The organism is Pantoea allii (genome assembly GCF_002307475.1).
Lineage (GTDB): Bacteria > Pseudomonadota > Gammaproteobacteria > Enterobacterales > Enterobacteriaceae > Pantoea > Pantoea allii.
This window is the reverse complement of record NZ_NTMH01000052.1, coordinates 1-21,825: the sequence shown is the minus strand read 5'-3', so window position 1 is coordinate 21,825 and position 21,825 is coordinate 1. Positions and strand designations below refer to the sequence as shown.

Genomic DNA, 21,825 nt, shown 5'->3' with positions numbered 1-21,825 from the left:
ACCGAAAATAGCGTTCAGACCGCTTCGTTGAGGAAATTTAAGCATAGCCGTAAAACAGCATTCTCTGTCGACTCACCAATACAACCAATACTGCCGTCATCTGGTTTATCGGCGGAAGAGTATAACGTTTTTGTGTGATATTTGTCATGTTTGAACTGAAAGCGAGCAGTTTCACCTGCGGTTTGTAGCAGGAAACGACGCGAAAAAAAGTCAGTCTTCCCGCGCGTTTGCCTGGTAAATAAGCGCTTCGATGTTGAACGACAGTCGCCGCCTGGCTTAAGTTATTAATAAATTTTAAGCATTTGTCGGGATGGGGTTTGAAACTTGCCTAATGGAGCGCCTTCGGCAATACTCTTTCACCTTGATTTGGAGGAAGAATGTCAAGGAAAGCATCCATCACTTGCCAAAGCCCCTGGGTGGCGCAGATCGATAGTGTAGAAAGAAAATTAATGGATTCTTCTGAGGTGGGTCGCGCTCCCCGGCAGACTGACGTCGCCACTCACGTGCCGCTCCATTCAGGATGGCTAAGCTGCCGGGCTAAATACTGGATTGATCGACTGACACAGTTGAGCGAGACGCTGCAAACGTCGACGGTCACGGGCAAGCAGTGCTCGGACTATGAGGTGTGCCAGCAGCTGTTACAGCAGTCGATGCCAACGCTGCAACGCCTGAATCAGCGTGCCGGGCGGGCGTCTGATACGGCCTCTTGCGACCAACAGGAAGACGCGGTGGCGGTGGCATTGCGGGCGGCGAGTAAACAACGGGCGTCGCAGCGAAAATAAGCCAGTCAACGCCGTGGCCATCAGGCTGATTCTGCGTGTCGCGTCCGCAGTTCAGGGGTTATCCACCTCAACGGGCAGATGACCATACTGCGCCATCCACGCAATCGTCGCCGTATTATCCATGGGTCGGGCATAAAAATAGCCCTGGACGCAGGTGACGCCATGCTGCTGCAAATAGCGGAACTGCAATGCCGTTTCCACGCCTTCTCCCAGGACCTGCAGCTTCAGTTTATGACTCAGGCTGATAATGGCATCCAGCACCGGCGTTTCCCCCTCCAGCGACTCGATTGCGTTAATAAAACCCTGGTCGATTTTAAGATAGTCCAGTGCAAAGGTTTGCAGGTAGCTAAGTGAGCAATGACCTGTGCCAAAGTCATCAATCGCCACTTTCATCCCGGCCTGACGCAGCTGAGCCAGCTTAGTGGCGACCACGTTCCCTTCTTTAATCAGGCTGCGCTCCGTCAGTTCCAGGGTAATGTTAAACTCCGTTTTCGCCATCCTTTTAGCAAAGTTCAGCATGTCATTGACGAAGTCTGGGTGCTGCAGATGTTCGGCTGCCACATTAATCGCCAGATGAAAGCCTGGATTGGGCTTCCAGTGTTGCGTGTCCTCCACAATCAGATCCATCAGATGGTGCGTCACCGGGATAATCATGCCTTCCGCTTCGGCGGCGGTAATAAATGTGTCAGGGCGCACGCTGTCACCATTGGGCAGCGTCCAGCGCAGCAGTGCCTCTGCACCGGAGCAGCGTTGCAGTGTGCAGCTGTAGGTTGGTTGGTAATGCACGCTGAATTGCCGGGAGCGGATAGCGCGACGCATTTCATCTCCCCATGAAAAGCGCCTGCGTAACCAGGATGTCGTCAGAATCATAAACAGAACGGAAAAAATCGCCGCCATTGGCATAAACACGAAAAGCAACTGTGCCCACGTCTTGACCCGCTCGGCGCTCGGCGCAATCAGGGTGACACTAATGGGATAACGAGAGGAAGCCGCCTTGTATATCTGTGGTGAAAGCCAGTGGTTGCCTGGCATTTCGCTATTGCCTGACACTATCGGCGCGCCGTTATTAAAACGCATGGTGATCCTGTACTCATGGGTGCTGCCCAGGGCACTCATAAAATCAATCAGGTACTGTCCTTCCACCATCACCCAAAGTGCTTTGTCCGCAGAAATCTGGCGCACGAATATCACCGCAGGCCGATCCGGCACGCTGTAAGAACCGGTGAGGGATAAACTCCACCGGTCTTTGCCCGTCACCGGCGGCGTAGTACCAATCATGGCTTCAAGGGTCGCGGGTTTGTTGCCATAGGCGGAAGAGCAGCTGACCATGTCGCTTTCCAGCCTGCCGATACCGCGAAAATAGGGATGAAGGGTGCCATTGATGCGCAATGTATTCTCGACCTGATCGCATGATTGATCGTCATATTGACGAAGCGAAGCGATCATACTCCAGGCGTTATCGCTGATTTTTTCTGCCTGAGACAGCAAGGTCTCTGCCGTATTCACTTGTTGTTCTTTAACTGTCTTTCTGGCATCGATAGCAGTAAATAGCAAACCCAAAAGCAGGGGCAGAAGCCCTGCAAGGACGATGAGCGATCTGGCGTGATCGCGCTTTCTTTTTATTAGCGGCACCGTAAAAACCTCTGAATCGTTATGATGTTTTGCGAGGTGCTAAGGGTCACTGCAACATAGCACGCCAGTTCACGCCGCTGGTGAACGGTCGGAAATCCCTTATCATCCGATAAGGTCAATTATCGACCTTGTGGGCATTTAATTGACACAAAATTCATACTATTGGTGAAAGTTCAGCGATTAGTTTGATGGCTGCAGCAAAACGGTGATCGCGTAAGGCGGAAGAACGGACGGTGACTGACCTGTAAACGGTCGCGGTGGGGCGGCAATACAGAGCGAAACCCAAACCCGGCGGGGTAAAATGCGCACTGTCTTTTTACGGCGGGAGGGCGGTTGCCGTCGGATAATCGGGTAAATAGCGGGCGCGGATAAGGCGATAACCGTGAAATAAAAACGAGGTCAGACGGATGTGTGCCCCGACAGCCTGAACAGCGCGGGGCAACGACCTGTTAATCCTGAAAATAAATCTGCTTCAGTGCCACTTCCACACCACGCAGCTCTGCCAGCCCTTTAAGCCGCCCAATCGCGGAGTAGCCCGGGTTGGTGCGCTTGTGCAGATCGTCCAGCATCTGATGACCGTGATCGGGACGCATCGGAATGGCACGTTGCTCGCCCGACCGGCGGCGACGCTGCTCCTCGGCCAGGATCACCTTGATGACGCCAACCATATCCACATCACCGGTCAGATGGCCCGCCTCGTGGAAGCTGTTGGGGTTCGCTTCTCGTTTTGTCGCCCGCAGGTGCACAAAGTTAATGCGATCGGCATAGGCTTCTGCCATTGCGACAAGGGCATTATCTTCACGGACGCCGTAGGAGCCGGTACAGAAACAGAATCCGTTGTGCAGACTGTCTACCGTTTCTTTCAGCCACTGCATATCTTCTTGGGTAGAGACGATGCGCGGCAGGCCAAGGATTGGACGCGGTGGATCGTCAGGATGGACGGCCAGCTTAATGCCGACCTCTTCCGCTACGGGGACGATGGCCCGCAAAAAGGTGGCCATGTGTTCGCGCAGTTTGGCTTTGTCGATACCGTCATACTGGGCCAACTGAGCCTGAAACTGCTCAAGCGTGTAACCCTCTTCCGCGCCGGGTAAGCCGGCGATGATATTGCGCACCAGCGTGGCTTTTTCTTCTTCGCTCATCGCAGCAAACCGTTCTGCGGCAACTTTTTGCTCGGCGGGGCTGTAATCTTTTTCTGCACCGGGGCGTTGTAGCAAGTGCAGTTCAAAGGCGGCAAACGCATCGGCATCAAAGCGTAACGCTTTCGCACCGTCCGGCAGTGACCAGGCCAGATCGGTACGCGTCCAGTCCAGCACCGGCATAAAGTTGTAGCAGACGGTATCAATCCCGCACGCGGCCAGATTGCGAATCGACTGCTGATAGTTGGCGATATAGTGCTGATAATCGCCGCGTTGCGTCTTAATGGTTTCATGAACGGGAATGCTTTCAACGACAGACCAGGTGAGCCCTTTTTCTGCCAGCAGCGCCTGACGTGCTTTGATTTCGGCGACAGGCCATACTTCGCCGTTCGGGATGTGGTGAAGTGCTGTGACAATCCCGGTTGCACCTGCCTGGCGAGCATCGTCGAGTGACACAGGGTCGTTTGGGCCGTACCAGCGCCATGTATGTTCCATTATTACTCCTTGGTGAACGTGTGGCCCAGTGGTCAGGCCGCTGGACCAAGAGTAAGATAGCGCGTAAATTAAGGCCGTGATCCGGATCGCAGCATAGTAAATACGTATCATCCAAAGCCTAAAAGCGTGTCGACAACAGGAGAGGGTTATGGCGCTACCGGTCTTAAAAACTGAGCGGCTTTATCGGCAGATTGCCAATGCCATTATTGACGGCATTAATCGTGGCGATTTCGTGCCGGGCGGGGCGCTGCCGCCGGAGCGGGAACTGGCTAAACAGCTTGGCGTCAGCCGGTCGTCGGTGCGCGAAGCGCTGATTGCGCTTGAGATGACGGGCTACGTCAACATTTACACCGGCACCGGGGTTTTTGTCGCTCAGACCTTACCCCAGCCCTCACCCGGCAAAGAAACAGAGAGTTTCAGCCTGCAGGACCTGCTACAGGCGCGCGAAGCCTATGAGAGTATGCTGGCCGGGCTGGCGGCGCGAAACGGCAGTGAAGCCCAGCGTCAGCAACTGCTGTCCCTCAGCGCAGCGCTGCAGGCATTTAATGAAAACGACGCGGCTTTTATTGAGCAGGACAAGGGGTTTCATCTGCTGATTAGCGAGATGAGCGGCAACGATCTGCTGCGGGAGATGATGGAAAATTTGTGGAACAAACGCGACAGCGCGCATGTCCGCCGACTGGAAAGTCACTATGCAGACAATACCTTTGCGGAGGAAATGAATGCCGACCACCAGCGTATCGCTGAGGCGATTGTTGCCGGGAATGAGCAGGCTGCACAGGCGGCGATGAGGCAACATTTGCAACATGTGCAGCAGCGCTTACTTGGTTAACAGCCGCGAAGGTTTGGGCCGGCCGGTGCCCAACATGATAGCCAGACGGCTGCCGCCCGGCGTGGTTTCCATCAGGATCTTGGTGATGCTGGTCAGGGGAACCGATAGCAGCATCCCCACCGGGCCCAGCAGCCAGCCCCAGAATATCAACGACAAAAACACCACCAGCGTTGATAAACCCAGGCCGCGCCCCATAATGCGCGGCTCCAGCATATTGCCAAATACCATATGAATGGCAGTGAACAGCGCCGCCACCATCGCCGCGTCAAAGACGCTGTTGAGCAGCAGCGCCTGCAGGAAAGGCGGAATACCGGCGATAATCGGCCCGATATTGGGAATAAAGTTAAGAATAAAGGCCACAACGCCCCACAGTAACGCAAACTTCACGTCCAGCAGGTAGAGCGTCAGCCACACCGCTATCCCGGTGATCAGGCTGATCAACGTCTTCAGTGCCAGGTAGTGCGTCACACCTTTGAGTGCCTTGTGTAATCCGGCAATGCGAATTTTGGGGTTCACAAAGGAGTTACGCATTTTATAAGGCAAATGGTGCACCTCAAACAGCATGAAGACCACGGTGAGGACCAGTAAAACGGTATTGGTCATGGCACCGGAAAACCCACTCAGCGCCACGCTGGCCAGGTTCATGACGGTGTTAGGGTCAAAGCGTTGAACCAGGGAGTTAGTCGAGATATTAAGATGGATGCTGGCCGCCAGGTGCTGAACCACCACCATTTTCTTTTCCAGGATGGTGCGCAGTTGAGGATAAAGGTCGGAAAACTCACTCATGGAGCTGGCCAGCACGGCTCCCAGCAGCAGAATGACGATAAAAATCACCGTAATCACCAACCCGATCGCCATCCCGCGTCGCAGCCCGCGCCGCATCAGTATCGTCACGAGCGGATTCAGTACGATGGCAAAAAAGGCCGCCAGAAGTAGCGGCACCAGAATGTCGGAGGCGGCTCGTATCCCCGCAAGAATAATCACCAGCATCGCCAGTTTAATTAAGATGTTTTGTCCAATTTTTTCCTGCTGCAACGCGTTCATTCTTTATCTCTACGCATAAATAACTGATGAAAGTGTAGCTGAAGGAAAAGTAACCGTCTGATTCATTAAGGGAAACGGTAAACCAGGCGCTGCGGCTGGTTGGCTACGGGCACGATAACCTGGCTTCACGCTTGCGCATAAAAGCGCGCTATCGGCGCTGAGTGAGGCACGCCACGTTATGACACTGTGCGTCTGCGCGCACGGCGACGCACCCACGACAACGCTGGCGTAGGTGCGGATGCGGCGTTAAAGCGACTGCGCGGATTCACCCTGTTTTACCTCTTCACGCACAGCGGTTTCGCCACCCGGAATAAGAAGGTTCAGGACAATGGCGACAAGGCCGCCGCTGGTGGCTGCCGAACCAAACAGGTTCTCAATCATGAGCGGCAGATGGGAAAGCGAGGCAGGAACGGATTCAATCCCCAGGCCGAAACTAAAAGCCAGCCCGACAATAAGCATCTCCCTGCGCGTCAGCGCGGTCTGGCTGAGGATGCGGATGCCTGCCGTGACCACACAGCCGAACATCACCATCGTTGCGCCACCCAGCACCGGCGTGGGGATCTGTCGCAGCGCCTCGCTAAAGGGGGGAAACAGCCCCAGCAGGATAAGTATCACACCGACATAGCGACCGACAAAACGACTTGCTACGCCGGTCATCTGGATCACGCCGTTATTTTGCGCAAATGTGGTATTGGGAAAGGCACTGAGCATCGCCGCAATCATACAGCTCAGCCCGTCAGCCAGAATGCCCCCTTTGAGACGGGCGCTGAAGGTCCGATCGGTAATCGACTTGCCGGAGATCAGGCTGTTCGCGGTAAGGTCGCCCACTGCCTCAATAATACAGACCAGCGAGACCAGCACCACGGGGATGAAAATGGTGCTACTGAAGTGGAAGCCAAACGGAAACAGGGACGGTAAACGGAAGGTGCTGTCACCCAGACCCTGAATATGAAATTTGCCACTCAGCGCGGCGGCGATACAGCCCGTGACGATGCCCACTACGATGGAGGACAGTCGCAGCCAACGGTTGCTGGCGCAACTTAGCAGCACTATCACCCCCAGGGTTAACGCACCGAGTGCAAGGTTGCTGAGGCTGGCGAAATCCGGTGCCTTTTCACCGCCGCACCAGTTTATGACGCTGACCTTAATCAGGCTGATACCAATGAGCGCAATAACGCTGCCCGTCACCACGGGAGTAAAGACCCGCTTTAAGGTGTCGATAAAGCGGCTGACGATAACCGGAACCAGCGCCGCCACAAAGTTGACGCCAAACAGCATCGCCATAATGTCCTCTGGCTTGCCGCCTTGCGCTTTGACCCACAGGCCACCGGAGATGGCCACACCGAGAAAGGCGAAGCTGGTGCCCTGCATGCATATCATGCCCGCACCCACGCCCCAAACGCGGTTTGACTGCAGGAAGGTGCCGATGCCGGAGGCAAGCAACGACATGCTGATCAAATACGGCAGCCACGCGTCCAGACCCAGCGCCGTGCCGATCAGCAACGGGGGCGTAATGATGCCGACCAGGCCGGCCAGCACATGCTGTGACGCGCTAAAAAAAGCCTGAAGTGGCGGAATACGTTGGTCCAGACCGTAAAGCAGGCCGCTGTTTTTTTCGTCAGACACGGTTATCTCATCTCAGTGCGGGGAAGTGGTTCGATGTTGCATAAAGCAGGCCAGCTTTTTGACTCATCATGTCTGAATGCTTTTAACGTTAGTAAATCAACAGGATAGGGCGGTTCTGCCTGGTGCATTACGCCCGGATGCACATGAAACAGATGATTCCTGACTGGGCATGTAAGAAATTATGGGTTCATGAAATCGCCATTAAGCCGTTTTTTTGCACCATGGAAGTGCGTCACGAGGCGATCCATAAGGAGCGCGATGGCATGCTGCACGCTTATCTCCTCACACCGATAAGGAAGAAATACGGCGCTAAAGGAAACTTTTATTTCGAATTGGTTAAATTTGAAATTTTAAAAGAGTGTTTTTTCGCTTCAGTCTGTCTGACCGCAACCGGCATCTTCGCTGAGAGATCGATAAAAAGCGTAACAGGTGGGCGTTTCGTTATGTGCCGCGTCGGCAGATGTGACGCTGCGGCGAGCCAAAGAACAGCCTTTGCTGGCGGCTCATCGGAGATAAAATGAAGAAATGCGATCTGCTCCACTAAAAAGTAATTTTCCAAAAACATTTATTTGAAAAATTTGTTTCATTGTAATAGCTTCATAGCATGCTTTTGGCTTCATCTGCCCAGCCAGCATGCCACTTCTTGTGCTTTGCCTGCTGGAACCGTACACACCAAAGAGGCAACATCATGACTATCGTAGGAAATTTTATTGGCGGTAAAACCACGTTCAGTGCCAGCAACGAAACCATTCCTGTGTTCGATCCGGCGACCGGCAAGGTTATCCGTGAACTGACCCAAAGCAGCGCAGATGAAGTGGCCCAGGCGATTGACGTGGCACATGCTGCCTTTCCTGCCTGGTCCAAAACCTCACCGCTGCGTCGCGCCCGGGTGATGTTCAACTTTAAAGCCTTAATGGAACAGCATCGTGATGAACTGGCGGCATTGATCGTGTCTGAGCACGGTAAAGTCTGGTCCGATGCGTTAGGCGAACTGACGCGCGGCATCGAGGTCATTGAATTCGCCTGCGGCATTCCCCACCTGCTTAAAGGTGAGAACTCACCCAATGTGGGAGGCGGGGTAGACAGCTACTCGCTCATGCAGCCTGTGGGTGTGGTCGCCGGAATTACACCTTTCAATTTCCCTGCCATGGTGCCGCTGTGGATGTTCCCTATTGCGCTGGCCTGCGGTAACACGTTCATTCTTAAGCCACCGGCACTGGACCCGTCAGCCGCGGTACGCATGGCGGAGCTGCTGAAGGAAGCGGGCTTGCCGGACGGCGTTTTCAACGTTGTCCACAGTTCGAATGACAACGCAGAACAGCTCTACAAAGATTCCCGTATCGCGGCCGTCAGCTTTGTCGGCTCGTCGGGTGTGGCTGAGCACATTTATAAAACGGCCAGTGCGCATGGTAAACGCGTACAGGCATTTGGCGCGGCAAAAAACCACGCCATCGTGATGCCAGATGCGGATCTGGATGCCACAGTCAATGCCATCATGGGCGGTGCATTTGGCTCTGCGGGTGAGCGCTGTATGGCTCTGCCGGTGGTGGTGGCGGTAGGTGATGACACGGCGGATAAGCTGATTTCGCGTCTGACGCCGCTGATTAAAGCATTACGCATCGGTCCCGGCATCAACAAGGGCAGCGACGAAAATGAAATGGGTCCTGTCGTCTCTGCCGCCCATCAGAAAAAAGTGCTGGGCTATATCGATAGTGGCGAGCAGGAAGGGGCAACGTTGGTCGTCGATGGGCGTAACCAAAAGGTCGCGGGTTTTGAGGACGGTTACTACGTCGGCGGCACGCTATTCGATAATGTCACGCCAGAGATGGTGATTTGGCGCGAAGAGATTTTTGGCCCGGTGCTGAGCATCATGCGCGCGGCGGATTACGACAGTGCGCTGAAACTGGTTAACAGTCACGAATTTGGTAACGGTAGCGCCATTTTTACCAGTAATGGTCACACTGCGCGTGAGTTTGTGCAGGATGTCGAAGCTGGCATGGTCGGCGTCAACGTGCCGGTTCCGGTGCCGATGGCGTTCCACAGTTTTGGTGGCTGGAAGCGGTCGGTATTCGGGGCGCTTAACGTCCACGGGCCAGATGGCGTGCGTTTTTATACGCGCATGAAAACGGCTACCGTACGTTGGCCGAGCGGTCAGCAAACGGTTTCTGAATTTAGTATGCCAACGTTAGGTTAAGTGGATGGGCCAGTTAGCCTGATCGTGGGCGCTGGCTAACAGCATGTTTACTCTGAAGGACGGCGGATAAGGAGACGGCGGATGTCATTACTCTCGAAGGTAAAACAGCCTGATAACCAGGGGCGCATACAGCAGGTGACGCCGGAAAGTGCGGGCTGGCGCTATGTAGGTTTCGAGTCTTACCTGTTGAAAAAAGGGCAAACGCTCAACCTCACTAGCGGCGATACTGAACTTTGTCTGGTGCTGGTCGCGGGCCTGGCTTCCGTCACCACGCGCCATGCGACCTTTCCGGGGCTTGGCAAGCGGATGTCGCCGTTTGAACGTATACCGCCTTATTCCGTGTACGTCCCGCATGATGATGCCGTAACGGTAACGGCTGACAGCGATCTGGAACTGGCCGTGTGTAAGGCTCCGGGCCAGGGCGACAAACTGCCCGCCCGCTTGATTGCGCCAGAAGATGTCGGCGTTGAACGGCGTGGCAAAGGACACAACCAGCGCCTGGTGCATAACATTCTGCCGGACAGTGAACCGGCAAACAGCTTGCTGGTGGTAGAGGTGTTTACCGACGAGGGCAACACCAGTTCCTATCCGAGTCACAAACACGATCAGGAAAACAGCGAGAACGAAACCTATCTCGAAGAAACCTATTACCACCGCTTTGAACCCGAACAGGGCTTCGCTATGCAGCGCGTTTACACGGACGATCGTTCGCTGGATGCGTGCATGGCCGTTTACAACCGGGATGTGGTCACGGTGCCGCGCGGTTACCATCCCGTGGCGACGATAGCGGGCTACAACAACTACTATCTTAATGTGATGGCAGGGCCGGTTCGCTTGTGGAAATTCAGCTGGGAAAGCGATCACGCCTGGATTAACAGCGATCACTATCCGGCGGGTTAATCACTGCGGATAGCAACGGGCAGCCTGCGGGCTGCCTTTTTTGTGACGCAAAAGGCTGTACGCGCGGTGGCAGGATGCGCCCGGCTTTATTCAGGTGGGGTCAGTCGTACAGGTATAACAGGCAAGCCACGCCGTCGCAGACGGCGGCCTGTCAGGAAATTTGACCGGTCTGGGCGTTAGCCAATGCCAGGGACACTGCCAGCGTCTGCGCCAGGCACAGCGAGGCAACCTGAGAGCGGAAGCCGTCGACCTGGGCTTCGCGTACCACAAAGCAGACGTCGCTAAACGCTGCAAGCGGGCTAACCTGGCTGTCGGTAATCGCAATTAAGCTGGCACCCCGTTTCGCCCCCAGTTCCACCACTTCTACGGCTTCCCTGGCATAAGGCGAACAGCTGATGGCTATCACCACGTCTTTTGGGGTCACAAGATTAAGCTGTTCAGTAAACATGCCGCCCAGTCCGTCAATCAGAAAAGCACGGCGTTCCAGATGGCGCAGGGCATAAACCAAATAGGAGGCGACGCTAAACGAACGGCGCAGGCCGATAACGTAAACGTTCTCGGCCTGATTCAGGAGTTCTACGGTTTTGTTTAACTGCTCAGGACTCACCTGCATCGCCAACTGCTGAAGTGCCTGACTGTTAACCATGGTGAACACATTCAGGATTTCGGCTGGGCTTTCGGGTGAGTTGGCGGCATCATCGGCCGCCGTCTGACGGAATAGCCGCGCACGCTCAGTATAGTTAACGGTTTCTTCCATCAGGTGCTGACGAAAAACTTGTTTCATTTCGTTGAAACCGCTAAAGCCAAACGCATTGGCAAAGCGAATCAGGGTAGAGGGCGGTACATCCGCCTGCTGTGCAATGGAGGCCACGGTATCAAAAGCAATACTGTTACTGTTATCAAGAATATAGCGAGCCACCTGCTTCAGCCGTTTGCTCAGCGTTTCATAACGGCGGCGGATTTCGTCCTGCAGCTGTGAAAGTTGGGAAGGATTATTGCTCATGAAGTCTGCTCATTTGCGTAACGCGTGGCTGGATAATGGACGTTATGATATCAGATGGTTGGAAAATTTCATTTGTTTGTTTTATAGGCGGAATTTATTTCATTAGTTTATGAAATGACTCACAGATTCGCCGTCACTGGCGAAAGCGGCGGTTTCAGCTCTACCGACGTGAAAAGGCTGCGCCCGGAGACAACATTGGGCGCAGCCTGATAAGCGTATAACGCGTTGCTCAGGCACCGATACCGGCTTACAGCCCGGTGTTCTCGCGAATATACTTTCTGGCTTTAATCGCGTACTCAAACGGATTGGCCAGCGCGGGGTCCTGCTCGGCCTCAACGACCATCCAGCCTTTATAGCCGTAGTCATCAAGAATTTTGAAAACCGGTTTGAAATCAATAACACCATCGCCCGGTACGGTAAACGTGCCCTTTTTTACCCCATCCAGAAATGACAGATGCTTGTCCCGTACTTCAGCAACAATCTCATCCCGCACATCTTTCAGATGAACGTGAAAAATGCGCGGCAGGTAGGTTTTCAGCACCGTCAGCATGACGTCCTGTGAACCTTCGGAGTAGTAGATGTGGCCGGTGTCATAGAGCAAGCCCACCTCGTCATGGGTTAACGCCATAAAACGATCGATTTCGGCGGGCGTCTGAATAGCCGTACCCATATGATGATGCAGGCAGACACGCATACCTTTGGCGGCCGCGAGCGCGGCCAGCTCGTTATAACCTTCCGCCGTGCGCTGCCACTCATCGTCATTAAAGACAGGCTTATGGTCCAGCACCGCAAGCGTTGTGCCCTGAATACTTTTACTCTGTTCGGAACAGCCGATGACGCGGGCACCCATGTCATAGAGAAAATTCATGTGGGCCGTGAATCCCTCAAGGGTTTCAGCTTTATCCCCCTGAGCAAAGAAAGTGCTGAACCAGGCGTTGCAGATCTGAATGCCACGAATGTCGAGCATCGGTTTCAAAATGGCAGGATCGCGCGGGTATTTGCTACCAACTTCACTGCCGGTAAAGCCTGCCAGCGCCATTTCACTCACGGTTTGCTGGAAGGTGTTTTCACTGCCCAGCTCCGGCATATCGTCATTTGTCCAGCCAATGGGCGCTATCGCCAGCTTAACGTTATCGTTGTTCATCGGTTACCTGCTTATGGCGATAGGGATTAGTTGTAAAATGCCGGACGGGCGGGCATTTCAATAGGTTCAATGGCACCGCTTTTTTGTGCTTTGATACAGGCATCCGCAGCCACCGAGGCAGCAAAGCCATCCCAGGCAGAAGGACCGGTTAACTGGCCCGCTTTCACGTCGTTGATAAACGCCTGCAGCTCGACGTCGTAAGCCTCAATAAAGCGGTCTTTCCAGTCGACTAAAATCGTGTTGGACAGTTTGGCCTGCTTACGCAGCTGCACCGATGAAGGCTCTGGCAGTCTGGCGATGCCTTCCTCACCGACAACCTCACACTGGATATCGTAGCCATAGGCACAGTTCACAAAGATTTCTACGTCAATGCGCACGCCTTTCTGCGTTTCAAACAGGACGATTTGTGGATCTTTCAGATGCGAATGGGCTTTGGCGGTGACGCGTGGAAAAACCACCTGCACGCTTTTGTAATCGTCACTCGTCAGCCAGCGCAGGACGTCGAGTTCATGAATTAAGGTATTGGTGATGGCCATTTCGGTATTGTAATTTTCCGGCACCGTCGGGTTACGGTGCGCGCAATGCAGCATCAGCGGCTCGCCGATTTCACCGTCAGTAATCACTTTCTTCAACGCACGGTAACCGGCATCGTAAGGTCGCATAAACCCGACCTGAACCAGCCGCGTGCCGTGTTGGATTTCTGCGTCTACCACCCGACGACAGCCTTCTGCGCTCATCGCCAGCGGCTTCTCACAAAAGACCGGCTTACCGGCCGCAATGGCTGCCAGGGTAAATTCTTCATGGGTCGGGTCCCATGAGGTCACCAGCACCGCATCGACATTGGGTGAGTGAATCACGTCAAAGCCATCCTGGTGCACTTCTGCATCAATATTCAGTCGTTGCAGTGCAGCCTTAGCCCCTTCAACGTTGATATCGGATACCGCCACTACCTTTGCCCCTTGTAAGACATTGTTGCAGCGGCGAATGTGTTCCTGACCAATCGCACCTGTTCCAATCACACCAAGTTTCAACGTCATAATTACACCTGTAGGGTTAAATCGGAGATAAGACACATGAGCCGTTAAACGGCCCGGAAATCACGCTTTTTTGGCCTGCGCCAGATGCGTATGCCACATGCCGTGCTCGTTCTTGCCCGGCGGTTTATGCCCATCCGCTGCAACGGGTGAGGCGGAACGGAGAACGCGATCTGGAAAACTGAAATGTCAGTGGATTATAAACAAATGCATTTTTCATAAAACACCATTACAGAAGAAATATTTCATTTTGCGAGTGGGATCAAATTTACATTCCTGAATCATCTGTGGCGAATCAGATTACAGGGGGAACTGGAATGTTTAGTAATAGTTACATATTTTTATGGCGTTTCATTTCATCCCCGCTGTCGCGTCACGAAAGCGAGCGCAAAGCCGCTCGCCTTGTGGCACGGGCATCGCGAGATAAGTTGCCCGACTGCACGATCGGTCGTCAGGGAATAATAGATTTTTAACTGGTTCACATAATCGCATTGTAAGTTTCATTTTGAATTGAATTTGGAATATTTGTTCCTCATACTGCATTTATCGTTAACCAGACACCTTCAGACCTCGATCCTCAACCTGTCCGCAGTGTCTGCTCATCACAGAAGGAAACCAGAAGTATGAGTACACAACAGAAGCGTCTTGATGTGATTTGTATTGGACGCATCGCCGTCGACTTCTATGGTCAGCAAATTGGCGCGCGGCTGGAGGACACCACGTCCTTCGCCAAATATCTTGGTGGTTCGTCGGGTAATGTCGCTTACGGCACGGCCATTCAGGGGTTGCGATCGGCCATGCTGGCGCGCGTTGGCGATGAGCATAATGGCCGGTTTTTACGTGAGAGCCTGCAACGTGTGGGCTGCAATACGGATGCGTTGATAACCGATAAAAAGCGTCTGACCGCACTGGTCATTCTCGGTATTAAAGATGAAGAGACCTTTCCCCTGATCTTTTATCGCGATAACTGCGCCGATATGGGGCTGGTGCCAGAGGACATTGATGAGGCCTTTATTGCTTCTTCACGCTCAGTGGCGGTAACCGGCACTCACTTATCGCATCCTCAAACGCGTGCCGCCGTGCTGAAAGCGTTGGATTTTGCCCGCAAAAACGGTCTGCGCACGGCGCTGGATATCGACTATCGCCCGGTGCTGTGGGGATTAACCTCGCTGGGTGATGGTGAAACACGTTTCATTGCCTCGTCCGAGGTGACGGCGCAACTGCAGGAGGTCGTCCATTACTTCGATCTTATCGTCGGCACCGAAGAAGAGTTTCATATTGCGGGCGGCAGCACTGACACGCTGACGGCACTCAGACAGGTGCGCGAGGTCAGCCGTGCCACGCTGGTCTGTAAACGGGGCGCAATGGGATGCGTTGTCTTTGAAAACGAGATTCCGGAAAGCTGGGATCAGGTTAAGCTGCACAGCGGCGTACGCGTCGAGGTGTTAAATGTGTTGGGGGCGGGAGACGCGTTTATGTCGGGTCTGCTGCGTGGCTGGCTAAACGATGAGGGCTGGGAGCAGGCCTGTCGTTATGCCAACGCCTGTGGTGCGTTGGTGGTTTCACGCCACGGTTGCGCCCCGGCGATGCCAACCCGAGAGGAACTGGACGATTTCCTGAGCCGTGAAAAGGCGGTAAAACGCCCTGATCTGGATAGCCAACTGACCCACCTGCACCGGGTAACGTCCCGGCAGCAAGCCTGGCCTGAGCTCAATATTTTCGCCTTTGACCATCGCAAGCAACTGGTCGATATGGCCCTGGCCGCGGGCGCTGACGTTAGCCGCATTTCGCAGCTCAAGCTTCTGCTGTTGCAGGCCGCAGAGCAGGCGGTAAAGCAGGCGGGCATAGAGACGAAAAGCGGGATTCTGGCCGATACGACCTTTGGTCAAAGGGCGCTTAACGCCATTACCGGCAAGAACAGATGGATCGGGCGGCCGATAGAGCTACCGGGATCGCGCCCCCTGCGTCTTGAACACGGCAATATCGGCACCCAGCTTATTAGCTGGCCGTTAGAGCACGTGGTGAAATGTCTGGTGTTCTATCATCCTCACGACAGTGCAGAACTGCGGGAAGAGCAGGATGCCCTGTTACTGGATGTCTGGAGAAGCTGCAACAAAAGCGGGCACGAACTGCTGCTTGAGGTGATTCTGCCAGACAGCCAGCCGGATCATAATGAAGCCTTTTATCAGATGCTGATGAGCCACTTTTATGGACTGGGGATTAAGCCGGACTGGTGGAAATTACCCCCTCTGTCGACGGCAAGCTGGCAGGCCATTGGCACCCTGATTGAGGAGCAGGACCCTCACTGTCGCGGCATCCTGTTACTTGGGCTGGATGCGCCAGAGGAGAAGCTGAAAGCCGGTTTTGCCGAGGCTGCGCAAGCGCCATGGGTAAAAGGTTTCGCGGTGGGACGCACTATCTTTGCTCAGCCTTCACGCCAGTGGTTGCAGGATGAGATCGGTGACGACGCGCTGGTGACGGCGGTAAAAGAGAATTATCTGCGTTTGATTGAATACTGGCGCATGGCACGCGAGCAGGTGCGATAGCCAAAGCAGGCAAGATGATGAGCGCACCGTGCGGAGTGATATCTTCCGCACGGTGCGTGGCTTAGCGTTCAGGAACAGGCAATAACGCGCAGGGCGGGCAAGCGCCCGTCCGCAATTATTTCAGTGCAATGCTCTTCACTACCGTTTCAGCATCACTTTGTGCCTGCTGCTGATTCTGACCCGGCAGCGTAATCTGCATGGTCATCAGCTTACCGTCCACCTTGGCCAACACGACCGAAGACCATGAAGTCTGGTTGTTAGCTGAAATCACCGTATCCAGCTGCTGTGCGGGTTCGCCGCCCAGCGTCACCGCTTTGTTCGAGACAACCTGTAGCTGCGGATCGCGGTTACGCTGCTGCTGTTCCATACGTTGAGATAAAACATCCAGACCTTCGTTGGTGGGATCACCCGCAATCACGATAATTGCCCGCGCGCCGCTCTCATCAGCATAAACGTGCATGTTGGTACTTTGTGAACCCAGCTTGCCGCTCTTGTCGGACATGCCCGGTGGTAAGGAGAAGCTTAACTTGCCATCCATCAGCGTCACGGTTTGTGCCGACTGACTGGCAGATGCGCCGTTGTCGTTTGCCGCTTCATCTTTCTTTTGGTCACAGGCCGCGAGGCCGAGGACCAGCAAACCAATTCCCGCATATTTCACTAAATTACGCATCAGAATCCCTTTTTAAATTTCCGCTCAGGCGTTTATACAACAGGAATCAGGTTGCAAACGCAACCTGAGTATTGTCAGAAGATTTTAGCGGATTGTCAGGAAAGGCTGAATGGCCGGTTAGCCGAAATGTATCTGTGGCTGAGCCTGGCGTTCGGCCAGACGTTTCAGCGCCGCATTCAGCAACACACCGTAGGCGGGCAGGAAGAACACCATGCAGATCAGCACCTTGAAGCTGTAATCCACCAGGGCGATTTCCACCCAGTGCTGCGCCATAAACGGGTCGGAGCTTTTGTAAAAGGCGATAAAAAAGAACGCCAGCGTATCGCTGATATTTCCTAAAAACATGGCGCAGCCCGGCGCTACCCACCACTGCGGCAAACGGCGCAGGCGATTAAATACGTGCACATCCAAAATCTGGCCCAGTGCATAAGCCATAAAGCTGGCACAGGCGATACGGGCGACAAACAGATTCACCTGTTGCAGTGCCTGCCAGCCTTGCCACTCGCCCTGATAAAACAGGCTGGAAATGGTATAGGAGATAAACAGGGCAGGAACCATCACCGCCAGAATAATCCGTCGTGCAAGCGGCGCACCAAAAATGCGAACGGTCAGATCGGTTGCCAGGAAAATAAACGGGAAGCTAAACGCGCCCCAGGTGGTATGGAAGCCGAACAGGGAAACGGGCAACTGCACCAGATAATTACTGGAGGTAATCACCAACAGGTGAAACAGGGACAGCCAAAGAAGCGCGTAGGTGCGCTGACGCGGTGTAAATGCGAGCATAATAAGCCTTTTTAATGGTGGGGTGAGGGAACCCATTGCCGTGCGTAGAGGATTCAGCGCCCGGCGGTTTCATGAACAAAAAACGGCCGCATCTTACCCTGTTGTGCTATTAATGCAATGGCTAATTTTAACGCAATCGTTACCGCCTTGCGTCAGAGGGCCGACGCGCTAGAATAGGCGCCCGCCAACCTGAATTGAGATCGTCATGAGTGATGTATTTTCTTCCGCCGACCATCAACTGGATGCCAAAGGCCTGCGCTGTCCCGAACCGGTCATGATGGTGCGCAAAACCGTACGCGGCATGCAGGAGGGGGAAACGCTGCTGATCGTCGCTGACGATCCGGCAACCACGCGGGATATTCCCGGTTTTTGCCGTTTTATGGAACATCGCCTGCTGGCCGCGCAAACGGAAACGCTGCCCTATCAGTTTTTGATCAAGAAAGGGATGGGCGAATAACGGCGGCGTTTGCCGCCGTCAGAGGGTTAATCCCGCGAGCGCAACAGCCGCAACGCGTTCGCCGTGACCAGCGCGGTGGCACCTGAATCAGCCAGTACCGCCAGCCATAATCCGGTCAGACCGAGCAGCGTCGTGACCAGAAACAGTGCCTTAAGCCCCAGTGCAATACCAATATTCTGGCGAATAATGCCCCGGGTACGACGTGCCAACCTGATCATCGGAGCCAGATGGCTAAGCTGATTGCGCGTTAAAGCCGCATCGGCCGCTTCCAGCGCGACATCGGTGCCGTTGCCCATCGCAATGCCCAGCGTTGCCGCCTTCATGGCAGGTGCATCATTGATGCCGTCACCCACCATCGCGACGACCTGCTGCTGACTGAGCTGGCGAACCTTCTCAACTTTGTCGGCAGGTAATAAGCCCGCGTGCCATGCGATATCCAGTTGCTGCGCCACCACGGCTGCCGCACGTGGGTTATCCCCTGTCAGCATAATACTGTTGATGCCAAGCGCTTTTAACGCCTGCAAAGCGGCAGGGGTTTCACTGCGCAGGCGATCGCGCAACGCCAGCGCACCCAGCGCTTTGCCCTCACGCAGCAGGATAACGAGCGTGTCGCCTTGCGCTTCCTGCTCACTAATCAGGCGTTGTTGCTGCGGGTCCAGAAGGCTGACGCGCGCCGGTGCCAGCAGTTCAACGCGCTGGCCTTCAATCTCTGCCCTGATACCGCTTCCGGCCATCGCCTGTTGGTGAGTGGCTGACGGGATAGTCAAGCCTCGGGCCTGTGCGGCGGCCACGATGGCCGTCGCCAGCGGATGCGTTGAACCCTGCTCCACGGCTGCGCCCAGCAGCAGAATCTGTTCTTCAGTGAGATCGCCGAACGGCAAAATTTGGGTTAGCTGCGGTTTACCTTCTGTCAGCGTACCGGTTTTGTCGAACGCAATCGTCTGCACCGTACTCAGGCGCTCCAGTGCCGCGCCACCTTTGATGAGTGCGCCACGACGTGCCGCCGACGCCAGGCCGGAGGTAATGGCGGCGGGCGTTGAGATCACCAACGCACAGGGACAACCAATCAGGAGTAACGTCAGGCCTTTATAGATCCATGGCAGCCAGGGGCCCGCGCCGAACAGGGGCGGTAACACCATGACCAGCAGGGCCAACAGCATAATCGCTGGCGTGTAAAGTCGACTGAAATGGTCAATAAAACGTTCCACCGGTGCGCGATGGGTTTCCGCTTCCTCAATCAGTTGCAAGATGCGGTCAATGGCACTCTCGCCGGGTTTTGACACCACGTCCAGTTCCACCAGGCGATCCACACTGGTGGCGCCTGCCAGCACCTTTTCGCCCCGCGAGCGCAGAACCGGCAACGACTCCCCGGTTAAGGCACTTTCATCGAAACTGGCGCTTTCAGCGACTAAACATCCATCTACCGGCAGACGACCACCGGCGGCAATCTCAATCCGGTCGCCGGGCTGCAGCGCCGTCAGTGGAACCTCAGTGCGAATGCCGTTTTGCAGGCGCACGGCTGATTCGGGGCGCAGCGCCATCAGCTGGCTCACACCACTGCGTGCGCGGGTTGCCGCATAGGCTTCCAGTCGTTCACCCAGTTGAAACAGCAGCAGGACCATAGCCGCTTCCGCATGAGCGCCAATCAACAGCGCCCCTGCCGATGCCAGGGTCATCAGGGTTTCAATGGTAAAGGCGGAACCCGTTCGCAGGCGTTGCCATGCCTTACGCGCTACCGGAATCAGACCAACCAGCGTGGTCAGAATAAATAATCGATCGCCCCACACAGCACTGACCTGGCTGAGCGCCGTACTGGCTAGCATCAACCCGGCAAGCAGTATCAGGGGGAAACAGGTTTGCCATGGGGATGGCACAGGGGCGGAAACCGAGGTTGAGGAGAGCTGGAAGCCGGCTTTTCTAACGGCGTCTTCTATTGCAGACTGAACCGGCGCACGGGCGTCAACGACCAGTTTTTCGCTGGTGAACAGTACGCGGGCCTGAGTAACGTCGGGCAGTTGGCGAACGGCGGTTTCGATGGAGCGGGCGCAACTGGGGCAGTCCATACCGCTGACCAGCCAGCTGAACTGAAAGGCATCAGAGGACCGTCGTCGGTCACCTTCATCATCGGCTTCGCTGCCGGATGAGCCAGCACACGGGCAGTCACTACCACCACCGTTGCCGTCAGCGGTTTCGGGCGTCGCAGCAATAATAGAGAGAGTGCCGGAACGGACAGGGCGAATCGCACAAAGCGGTTTCGCGGCACGGTGCGTGCCGCAGGGCTTACCGCAGCCACAAGCATGATGTTGATGCATATAACCTCCGGAAGTCGTGGGCAACATGCCCACAGCTTATCTTACACCCGACGGTTTCATCCATCTCCAGATTTATTGTGACGGTTTCTTAGGCGATCCACAGGGAACGGACAATCATAAAGTGACCGGCAAAATAGCAGGCGGCGACGATGGCGCTGTCCGCGCTAAAGCGGCGGCGGTAATGGCTGATAAACCACACAATATTGGCCAGCAGAAGCAGAGCAGAACCGACAAGAATCGAGAAGCTGTAATCGCTCGGGCGGAAAAAATACTGCTCTGTTGCCATCCAGTTCATGACCAGCGTCATACCGATAAGCGTACAGACCGGCCAGCGTAGCGTTTCCAGCTTACTCCACAGCACACCAATCACGACAACCCCGATAATCAAAAAGGTCAGCGGAATAGGCCAGTAGAAACTCATGGTCATGTTGGCGGCAAAGCACAGCGTATAGAGCAGATGCGACAGGAAAAACGCCCCCAGCGCATAGAGCGTTTGCTGCCGTGGCAGCAGCGTCAGCGTGTCGCCGATGAGGGTGGCGACCAGTCCGGCCACAATCAGATAGTCAGAGGTGCTACGCGTCGGCGCTTGCCAGGCCAGCCCGACTAACAGCAGTAAGGTGACCGGTTTGAATAACCAGCGTTGCCATTGCGGCCCCCGGTAAGAGGCATCCACATACAGCCAGCCGGAGAAAAGTACAGCGAGAAAGGACCAGAGCATTGCTTCTCCCTTTTTACCAAAAATGGTGACAGTTCCTGAAAAACTCCTATCAGTCTAGGTTACGCCAGCACGATGTGACAATCGGTGAAGTCTGGTTGTATGCTTTAGCACGTAACCTACACCCTCTGTAACCTGATAAAGCTGGGATAGTATGAAACCACCGCTCCTTTTAATTATTGTACTGGCTGTTATTGCGGTTTTAGCAACCCGCCAGTTCATCAAGCAGCGGCGTGAGGCCGCCGTTAACGATGCTTCGCCGGTACGTACGCTGGCGGTCGAAGTGAAAACCAAACGTGAGTTTTCGGTTTCCAGCCGCCGGTCGCGTGAGCGTGAAGTCATCGCCGGAGACGAAATGCGCTATGAAGCCTGGTTTCATCCGCTGAACGGCGAAAGCGATATCAAAATGCGGGTGAGCGAGGGCGACTATCATTTGATGGACAAGGGCACGGAAGGGGAGCTTACCCTGCAGGGCACGCGTTTTATTCGTTTTACGCCCACCCAGGGTTAACGGCGG

Annotated in this window: 19 protein-coding genes; 8 read left to right on the top strand and 11 right to left on the bottom strand. The window is 54.8% G+C overall.

Annotated features, from left to right (window positions below):
- Positions 1 to 449: 449 nt before the first annotated feature.
- Positions 450 to 782 (top strand): hypothetical protein, encoded by a 333-nt coding sequence (locus CMR03_RS22335; protein WP_096012688.1) that lies wholly within the window; start codon positions 450 to 452, stop codon positions 780 to 782.
- Positions 783 to 833: 51 nt separating this feature from the next.
- On the opposite strand, the gene CMR03_RS22330 is transcribed toward CMR03_RS22335, so the two are convergent.
- Together CMR03_RS22330 and uxuA are read right to left on the bottom strand one after the other, a co-directional pair.
- Positions 834 to 2,414, bottom strand: a complete 1,581-nt coding sequence (locus tag CMR03_RS22330) for an EAL domain-containing protein (protein ID WP_096012687.1) — start codon at positions 2,412 to 2,414, stop codon at positions 834 to 836.
- A 449-nt stretch (positions 2,415 to 2,863) separates the two neighbouring features.
- Positions 2,864 to 4,048, bottom strand: a complete 1,185-nt coding sequence (gene uxuA, locus CMR03_RS22325; RefSeq protein ID WP_096012686.1) for a mannonate dehydratase — start codon at positions 4,046 to 4,048, stop codon at positions 2,864 to 2,866.
- Between the two features lie 148 nt (positions 4,049 to 4,196).
- Between uxuA and CMR03_RS22320 the strand changes: the two genes are divergently transcribed.
- Positions 4,197 to 4,880, top strand: coding sequence for a FadR/GntR family transcriptional regulator (locus CMR03_RS22320; protein ID WP_096012685.1), 684 nt, complete (start codon positions 4,197 to 4,199; stop codon positions 4,878 to 4,880).
- On the opposite strand, the gene CMR03_RS22315 is transcribed toward CMR03_RS22320, so the two are convergent.
- Together CMR03_RS22315 and CMR03_RS22310 are read right to left on the bottom strand one after the other, a co-directional pair.
- The gene (locus CMR03_RS22315; RefSeq protein ID WP_096012684.1) at positions 4,869 to 5,924 is read right to left on the bottom strand and encodes an AI-2E family transporter; all 1,056 of its coding nucleotides are present in this window, start codon (positions 5,922 to 5,924) and stop codon (positions 4,869 to 4,871) included. The two genes, CMR03_RS22320 and CMR03_RS22315, sit on opposite strands and share 12 nt — an antisense overlap.
- Positions 5,925 to 6,170: 246 nt before the next feature.
- Positions 6,171 to 7,550 (bottom strand): nucleobase:cation symporter-2 family protein, encoded by a 1,380-nt coding sequence (locus tag CMR03_RS22310; protein WP_096012683.1) that lies wholly within the window; start codon positions 7,548 to 7,550, stop codon positions 6,171 to 6,173.
- A gap of 143 nt (positions 7,551 to 7,693) precedes the next feature.
- On the opposite strand from CMR03_RS22310, the gene CMR03_RS22305 reads away from it, so the two are divergent.
- The 3 genes from CMR03_RS22305 to iolB all read left to right on the top strand — a co-directional run bounded on the left by CMR03_RS22305 (position 7,694) and on the right by iolB (position 10,644).
- Entirely contained in the window at positions 7,694 to 8,071 is a 378-nt protein-coding gene (locus CMR03_RS22305; protein WP_128604219.1) for a hypothetical protein, read from the top strand.
- Positions 8,072 to 8,238: 167 nt separating this feature from the next.
- Positions 8,239 to 9,744 carry a CoA-acylating methylmalonate-semialdehyde dehydrogenase gene (locus CMR03_RS22300; protein WP_063877571.1) on the top strand — a complete coding sequence of 502 codons (1,506 nt, stop codon included), beginning with the start codon at positions 8,239 to 8,241 and terminating at the stop codon, positions 9,742 to 9,744.
- 81 nt (positions 9,745 to 9,825) lie between these two features.
- Positions 9,826 to 10,644: a 5-deoxy-glucuronate isomerase gene (gene iolB, locus CMR03_RS22295; RefSeq protein ID WP_096012681.1), complete on the top strand. Its 819-nt coding sequence runs from the start codon at positions 9,826 to 9,828 to the stop codon at positions 10,642 to 10,644.
- A gap of 151 nt (positions 10,645 to 10,795) precedes the next feature.
- On the opposite strand, the gene CMR03_RS22290 is transcribed toward iolB, so the two are convergent.
- The 3 genes from CMR03_RS22290 to iolG form a co-directional block, all read right to left on the bottom strand.
- On the bottom strand, positions 10,796 to 11,647 hold the full coding sequence (locus tag CMR03_RS22290) for a MurR/RpiR family transcriptional regulator (RefSeq protein WP_063877569.1): 852 nt from the start codon (positions 11,645 to 11,647) through the stop codon (positions 10,796 to 10,798).
- 247 nt (positions 11,648 to 11,894) lie between these two features.
- Positions 11,895 to 12,791 (bottom strand): myo-inosose-2 dehydratase, encoded by an 897-nt coding sequence (iolE, locus tag CMR03_RS22285; RefSeq protein WP_096012680.1) that lies wholly within the window; start codon positions 12,789 to 12,791, stop codon positions 11,895 to 11,897.
- Between the two features lie 26 nt (positions 12,792 to 12,817).
- Positions 12,818 to 13,828 carry a bifunctional inositol 2-dehydrogenase/D-chiro-inositol 1-dehydrogenase gene (gene iolG, locus CMR03_RS22280; RefSeq protein ID WP_063877567.1) on the bottom strand — a complete coding sequence of 337 codons (1,011 nt, stop codon included), beginning with the start codon at positions 13,826 to 13,828 and terminating at the stop codon, positions 12,818 to 12,820.
- A gap of 620 nt (positions 13,829 to 14,448) precedes the next feature.
- On the opposite strand from iolG, the gene CMR03_RS22275 reads away from it, so the two are divergent.
- The gene (locus CMR03_RS22275; protein ID WP_096012679.1) at positions 14,449 to 16,371 is read left to right on the top strand and encodes a bifunctional 5-dehydro-2-deoxygluconokinase/5-dehydro-2-deoxyphosphogluconate aldolase; all 1,923 of its coding nucleotides are present in this window, start codon (positions 14,449 to 14,451) and stop codon (positions 16,369 to 16,371) included.
- Positions 16,372 to 16,486: 115 nt separating this feature from the next.
- Here the strand turns inward: CMR03_RS22275 and CMR03_RS22270 are convergent, their stop codons facing one another.
- Together CMR03_RS22270 and CMR03_RS22265 are read right to left on the bottom strand one after the other, a co-directional pair.
- Positions 16,487 to 17,041: a DcrB family lipoprotein gene (locus tag CMR03_RS22270; protein WP_063877564.1), complete on the bottom strand. Its 555-nt coding sequence runs from the start codon at positions 17,039 to 17,041 to the stop codon at positions 16,487 to 16,489.
- A gap of 117 nt (positions 17,042 to 17,158) precedes the next feature.
- Positions 17,159 to 17,824 (bottom strand): 7-cyano-7-deazaguanine/7-aminomethyl-7-deazaguanine transporter, encoded by a 666-nt coding sequence (locus CMR03_RS22265; protein ID WP_063877563.1) that lies wholly within the window; start codon positions 17,822 to 17,824, stop codon positions 17,159 to 17,161.
- A gap of 205 nt (positions 17,825 to 18,029) precedes the next feature.
- Here CMR03_RS22265 and tusA point away from each other — a divergent pair, with 205 nt between their 5' ends.
- A complete protein-coding gene (gene tusA / locus CMR03_RS22260) occupies positions 18,030 to 18,281 on the top strand; it encodes a sulfurtransferase TusA (RefSeq protein ID WP_063877562.1) in 252 nt (83 codons plus the stop codon).
- Positions 18,282 to 18,307: 26 nt separating this feature from the next.
- Here the strand turns inward: tusA and CMR03_RS22255 are convergent, their stop codons facing one another.
- On the bottom strand, positions 18,308 to 20,593 hold the full coding sequence (locus tag CMR03_RS22255) for a zinc/cadmium/mercury/lead-transporting ATPase (protein WP_096012678.1): 2,286 nt from the start codon (positions 20,591 to 20,593) through the stop codon (positions 18,308 to 18,310).
- An 88-nt stretch (positions 20,594 to 20,681) separates the two neighbouring features.
- The gene (locus tag CMR03_RS22250; protein WP_096012677.1) at positions 20,682 to 21,311 is read right to left on the bottom strand and encodes a lysoplasmalogenase; all 630 of its coding nucleotides are present in this window, start codon (positions 21,309 to 21,311) and stop codon (positions 20,682 to 20,684) included.
- A 151-nt stretch (positions 21,312 to 21,462) separates the two neighbouring features.
- On the opposite strand from CMR03_RS22250, the gene CMR03_RS22245 reads away from it, so the two are divergent.
- The gene (locus tag CMR03_RS22245) at positions 21,463 to 21,819 is read left to right on the top strand and encodes a DUF2500 domain-containing protein (RefSeq protein ID WP_096012676.1); all 357 of its coding nucleotides are present in this window, start codon (positions 21,463 to 21,465) and stop codon (positions 21,817 to 21,819) included.
- Positions 21,820 to 21,825 lie beyond the last annotated feature (6 nt).

Excerpts from the sequence above, each read along its gene's own strand:
- CMR03_RS22315 (WP_096012684.1), bottom strand. The coding sequence starts at position 5,924 with ATGAACGCGTTGCAGCAGGAAAAAATTGGACAAAACATCTTAATTAAA.
- CMR03_RS22265 (WP_063877563.1), bottom strand. The coding sequence starts at position 17,824 with ATGCTCGCATTTACACCGCGTCAGCGCACCTACGCGCTTCTTTGGCTG.
- CMR03_RS22305 (WP_128604219.1), top strand. The coding sequence starts at position 7,694 with ATGAAACAGATGATTCCTGACTGGGCATGTAAGAAATTATGGGTTCAT.
- CMR03_RS22320 (WP_096012685.1), top strand. The coding sequence starts at position 4,197 with ATGGCGCTACCGGTCTTAAAAACTGAGCGGCTTTATCGGCAGATTGCC.
- iolG (WP_063877567.1), bottom strand. The coding sequence starts at position 13,828 with ATGACGTTGAAACTTGGTGTGATTGGAACAGGTGCGATTGGTCAGGAA.
- CMR03_RS22245 (WP_096012676.1), top strand. The coding sequence starts at position 21,463 with ATGAAACCACCGCTCCTTTTAATTATTGTACTGGCTGTTATTGCGGTT.
- iolE (WP_096012680.1), bottom strand. The coding sequence starts at position 12,791 with ATGAACAACGATAACGTTAAGCTGGCGATAGCGCCCATTGGCTGGACA.
- tusA (WP_063877562.1), top strand. The coding sequence starts at position 18,030 with ATGAGTGATGTATTTTCTTCCGCCGACCATCAACTGGATGCCAAAGGC.
- CMR03_RS22250 (WP_096012677.1), bottom strand. The coding sequence starts at position 21,311 with ATGCTCTGGTCCTTTCTCGCTGTACTTTTCTCCGGCTGGCTGTATGTG.
- CMR03_RS22270 (WP_063877564.1), bottom strand. The coding sequence starts at position 17,041 with ATGCGTAATTTAGTGAAATATGCGGGAATTGGTTTGCTGGTCCTCGGC.
- CMR03_RS22335 (WP_096012688.1), top strand. The coding sequence starts at position 450 with ATGGATTCTTCTGAGGTGGGTCGCGCTCCCCGGCAGACTGACGTCGCC.
- CMR03_RS22300 (WP_063877571.1), top strand. The coding sequence starts at position 8,239 with ATGACTATCGTAGGAAATTTTATTGGCGGTAAAACCACGTTCAGTGCC.
- uxuA (WP_096012686.1), bottom strand. The coding sequence starts at position 4,048 with ATGGAACATACATGGCGCTGGTACGGCCCAAACGACCCTGTGTCACTC.
- CMR03_RS22275 (WP_096012679.1), top strand. The coding sequence starts at position 14,449 with ATGAGTACACAACAGAAGCGTCTTGATGTGATTTGTATTGGACGCATC.
- CMR03_RS22290 (WP_063877569.1), bottom strand. The coding sequence starts at position 11,647 with ATGAGCAATAATCCTTCCCAACTTTCACAGCTGCAGGACGAAATCCGC.
- CMR03_RS22255 (WP_096012678.1), bottom strand. The coding sequence starts at position 20,593 with ATGCATCAACATCATGCTTGTGGCTGCGGTAAGCCCTGCGGCACGCAC.
- iolB (WP_096012681.1), top strand. The coding sequence starts at position 9,826 with ATGTCATTACTCTCGAAGGTAAAACAGCCTGATAACCAGGGGCGCATA.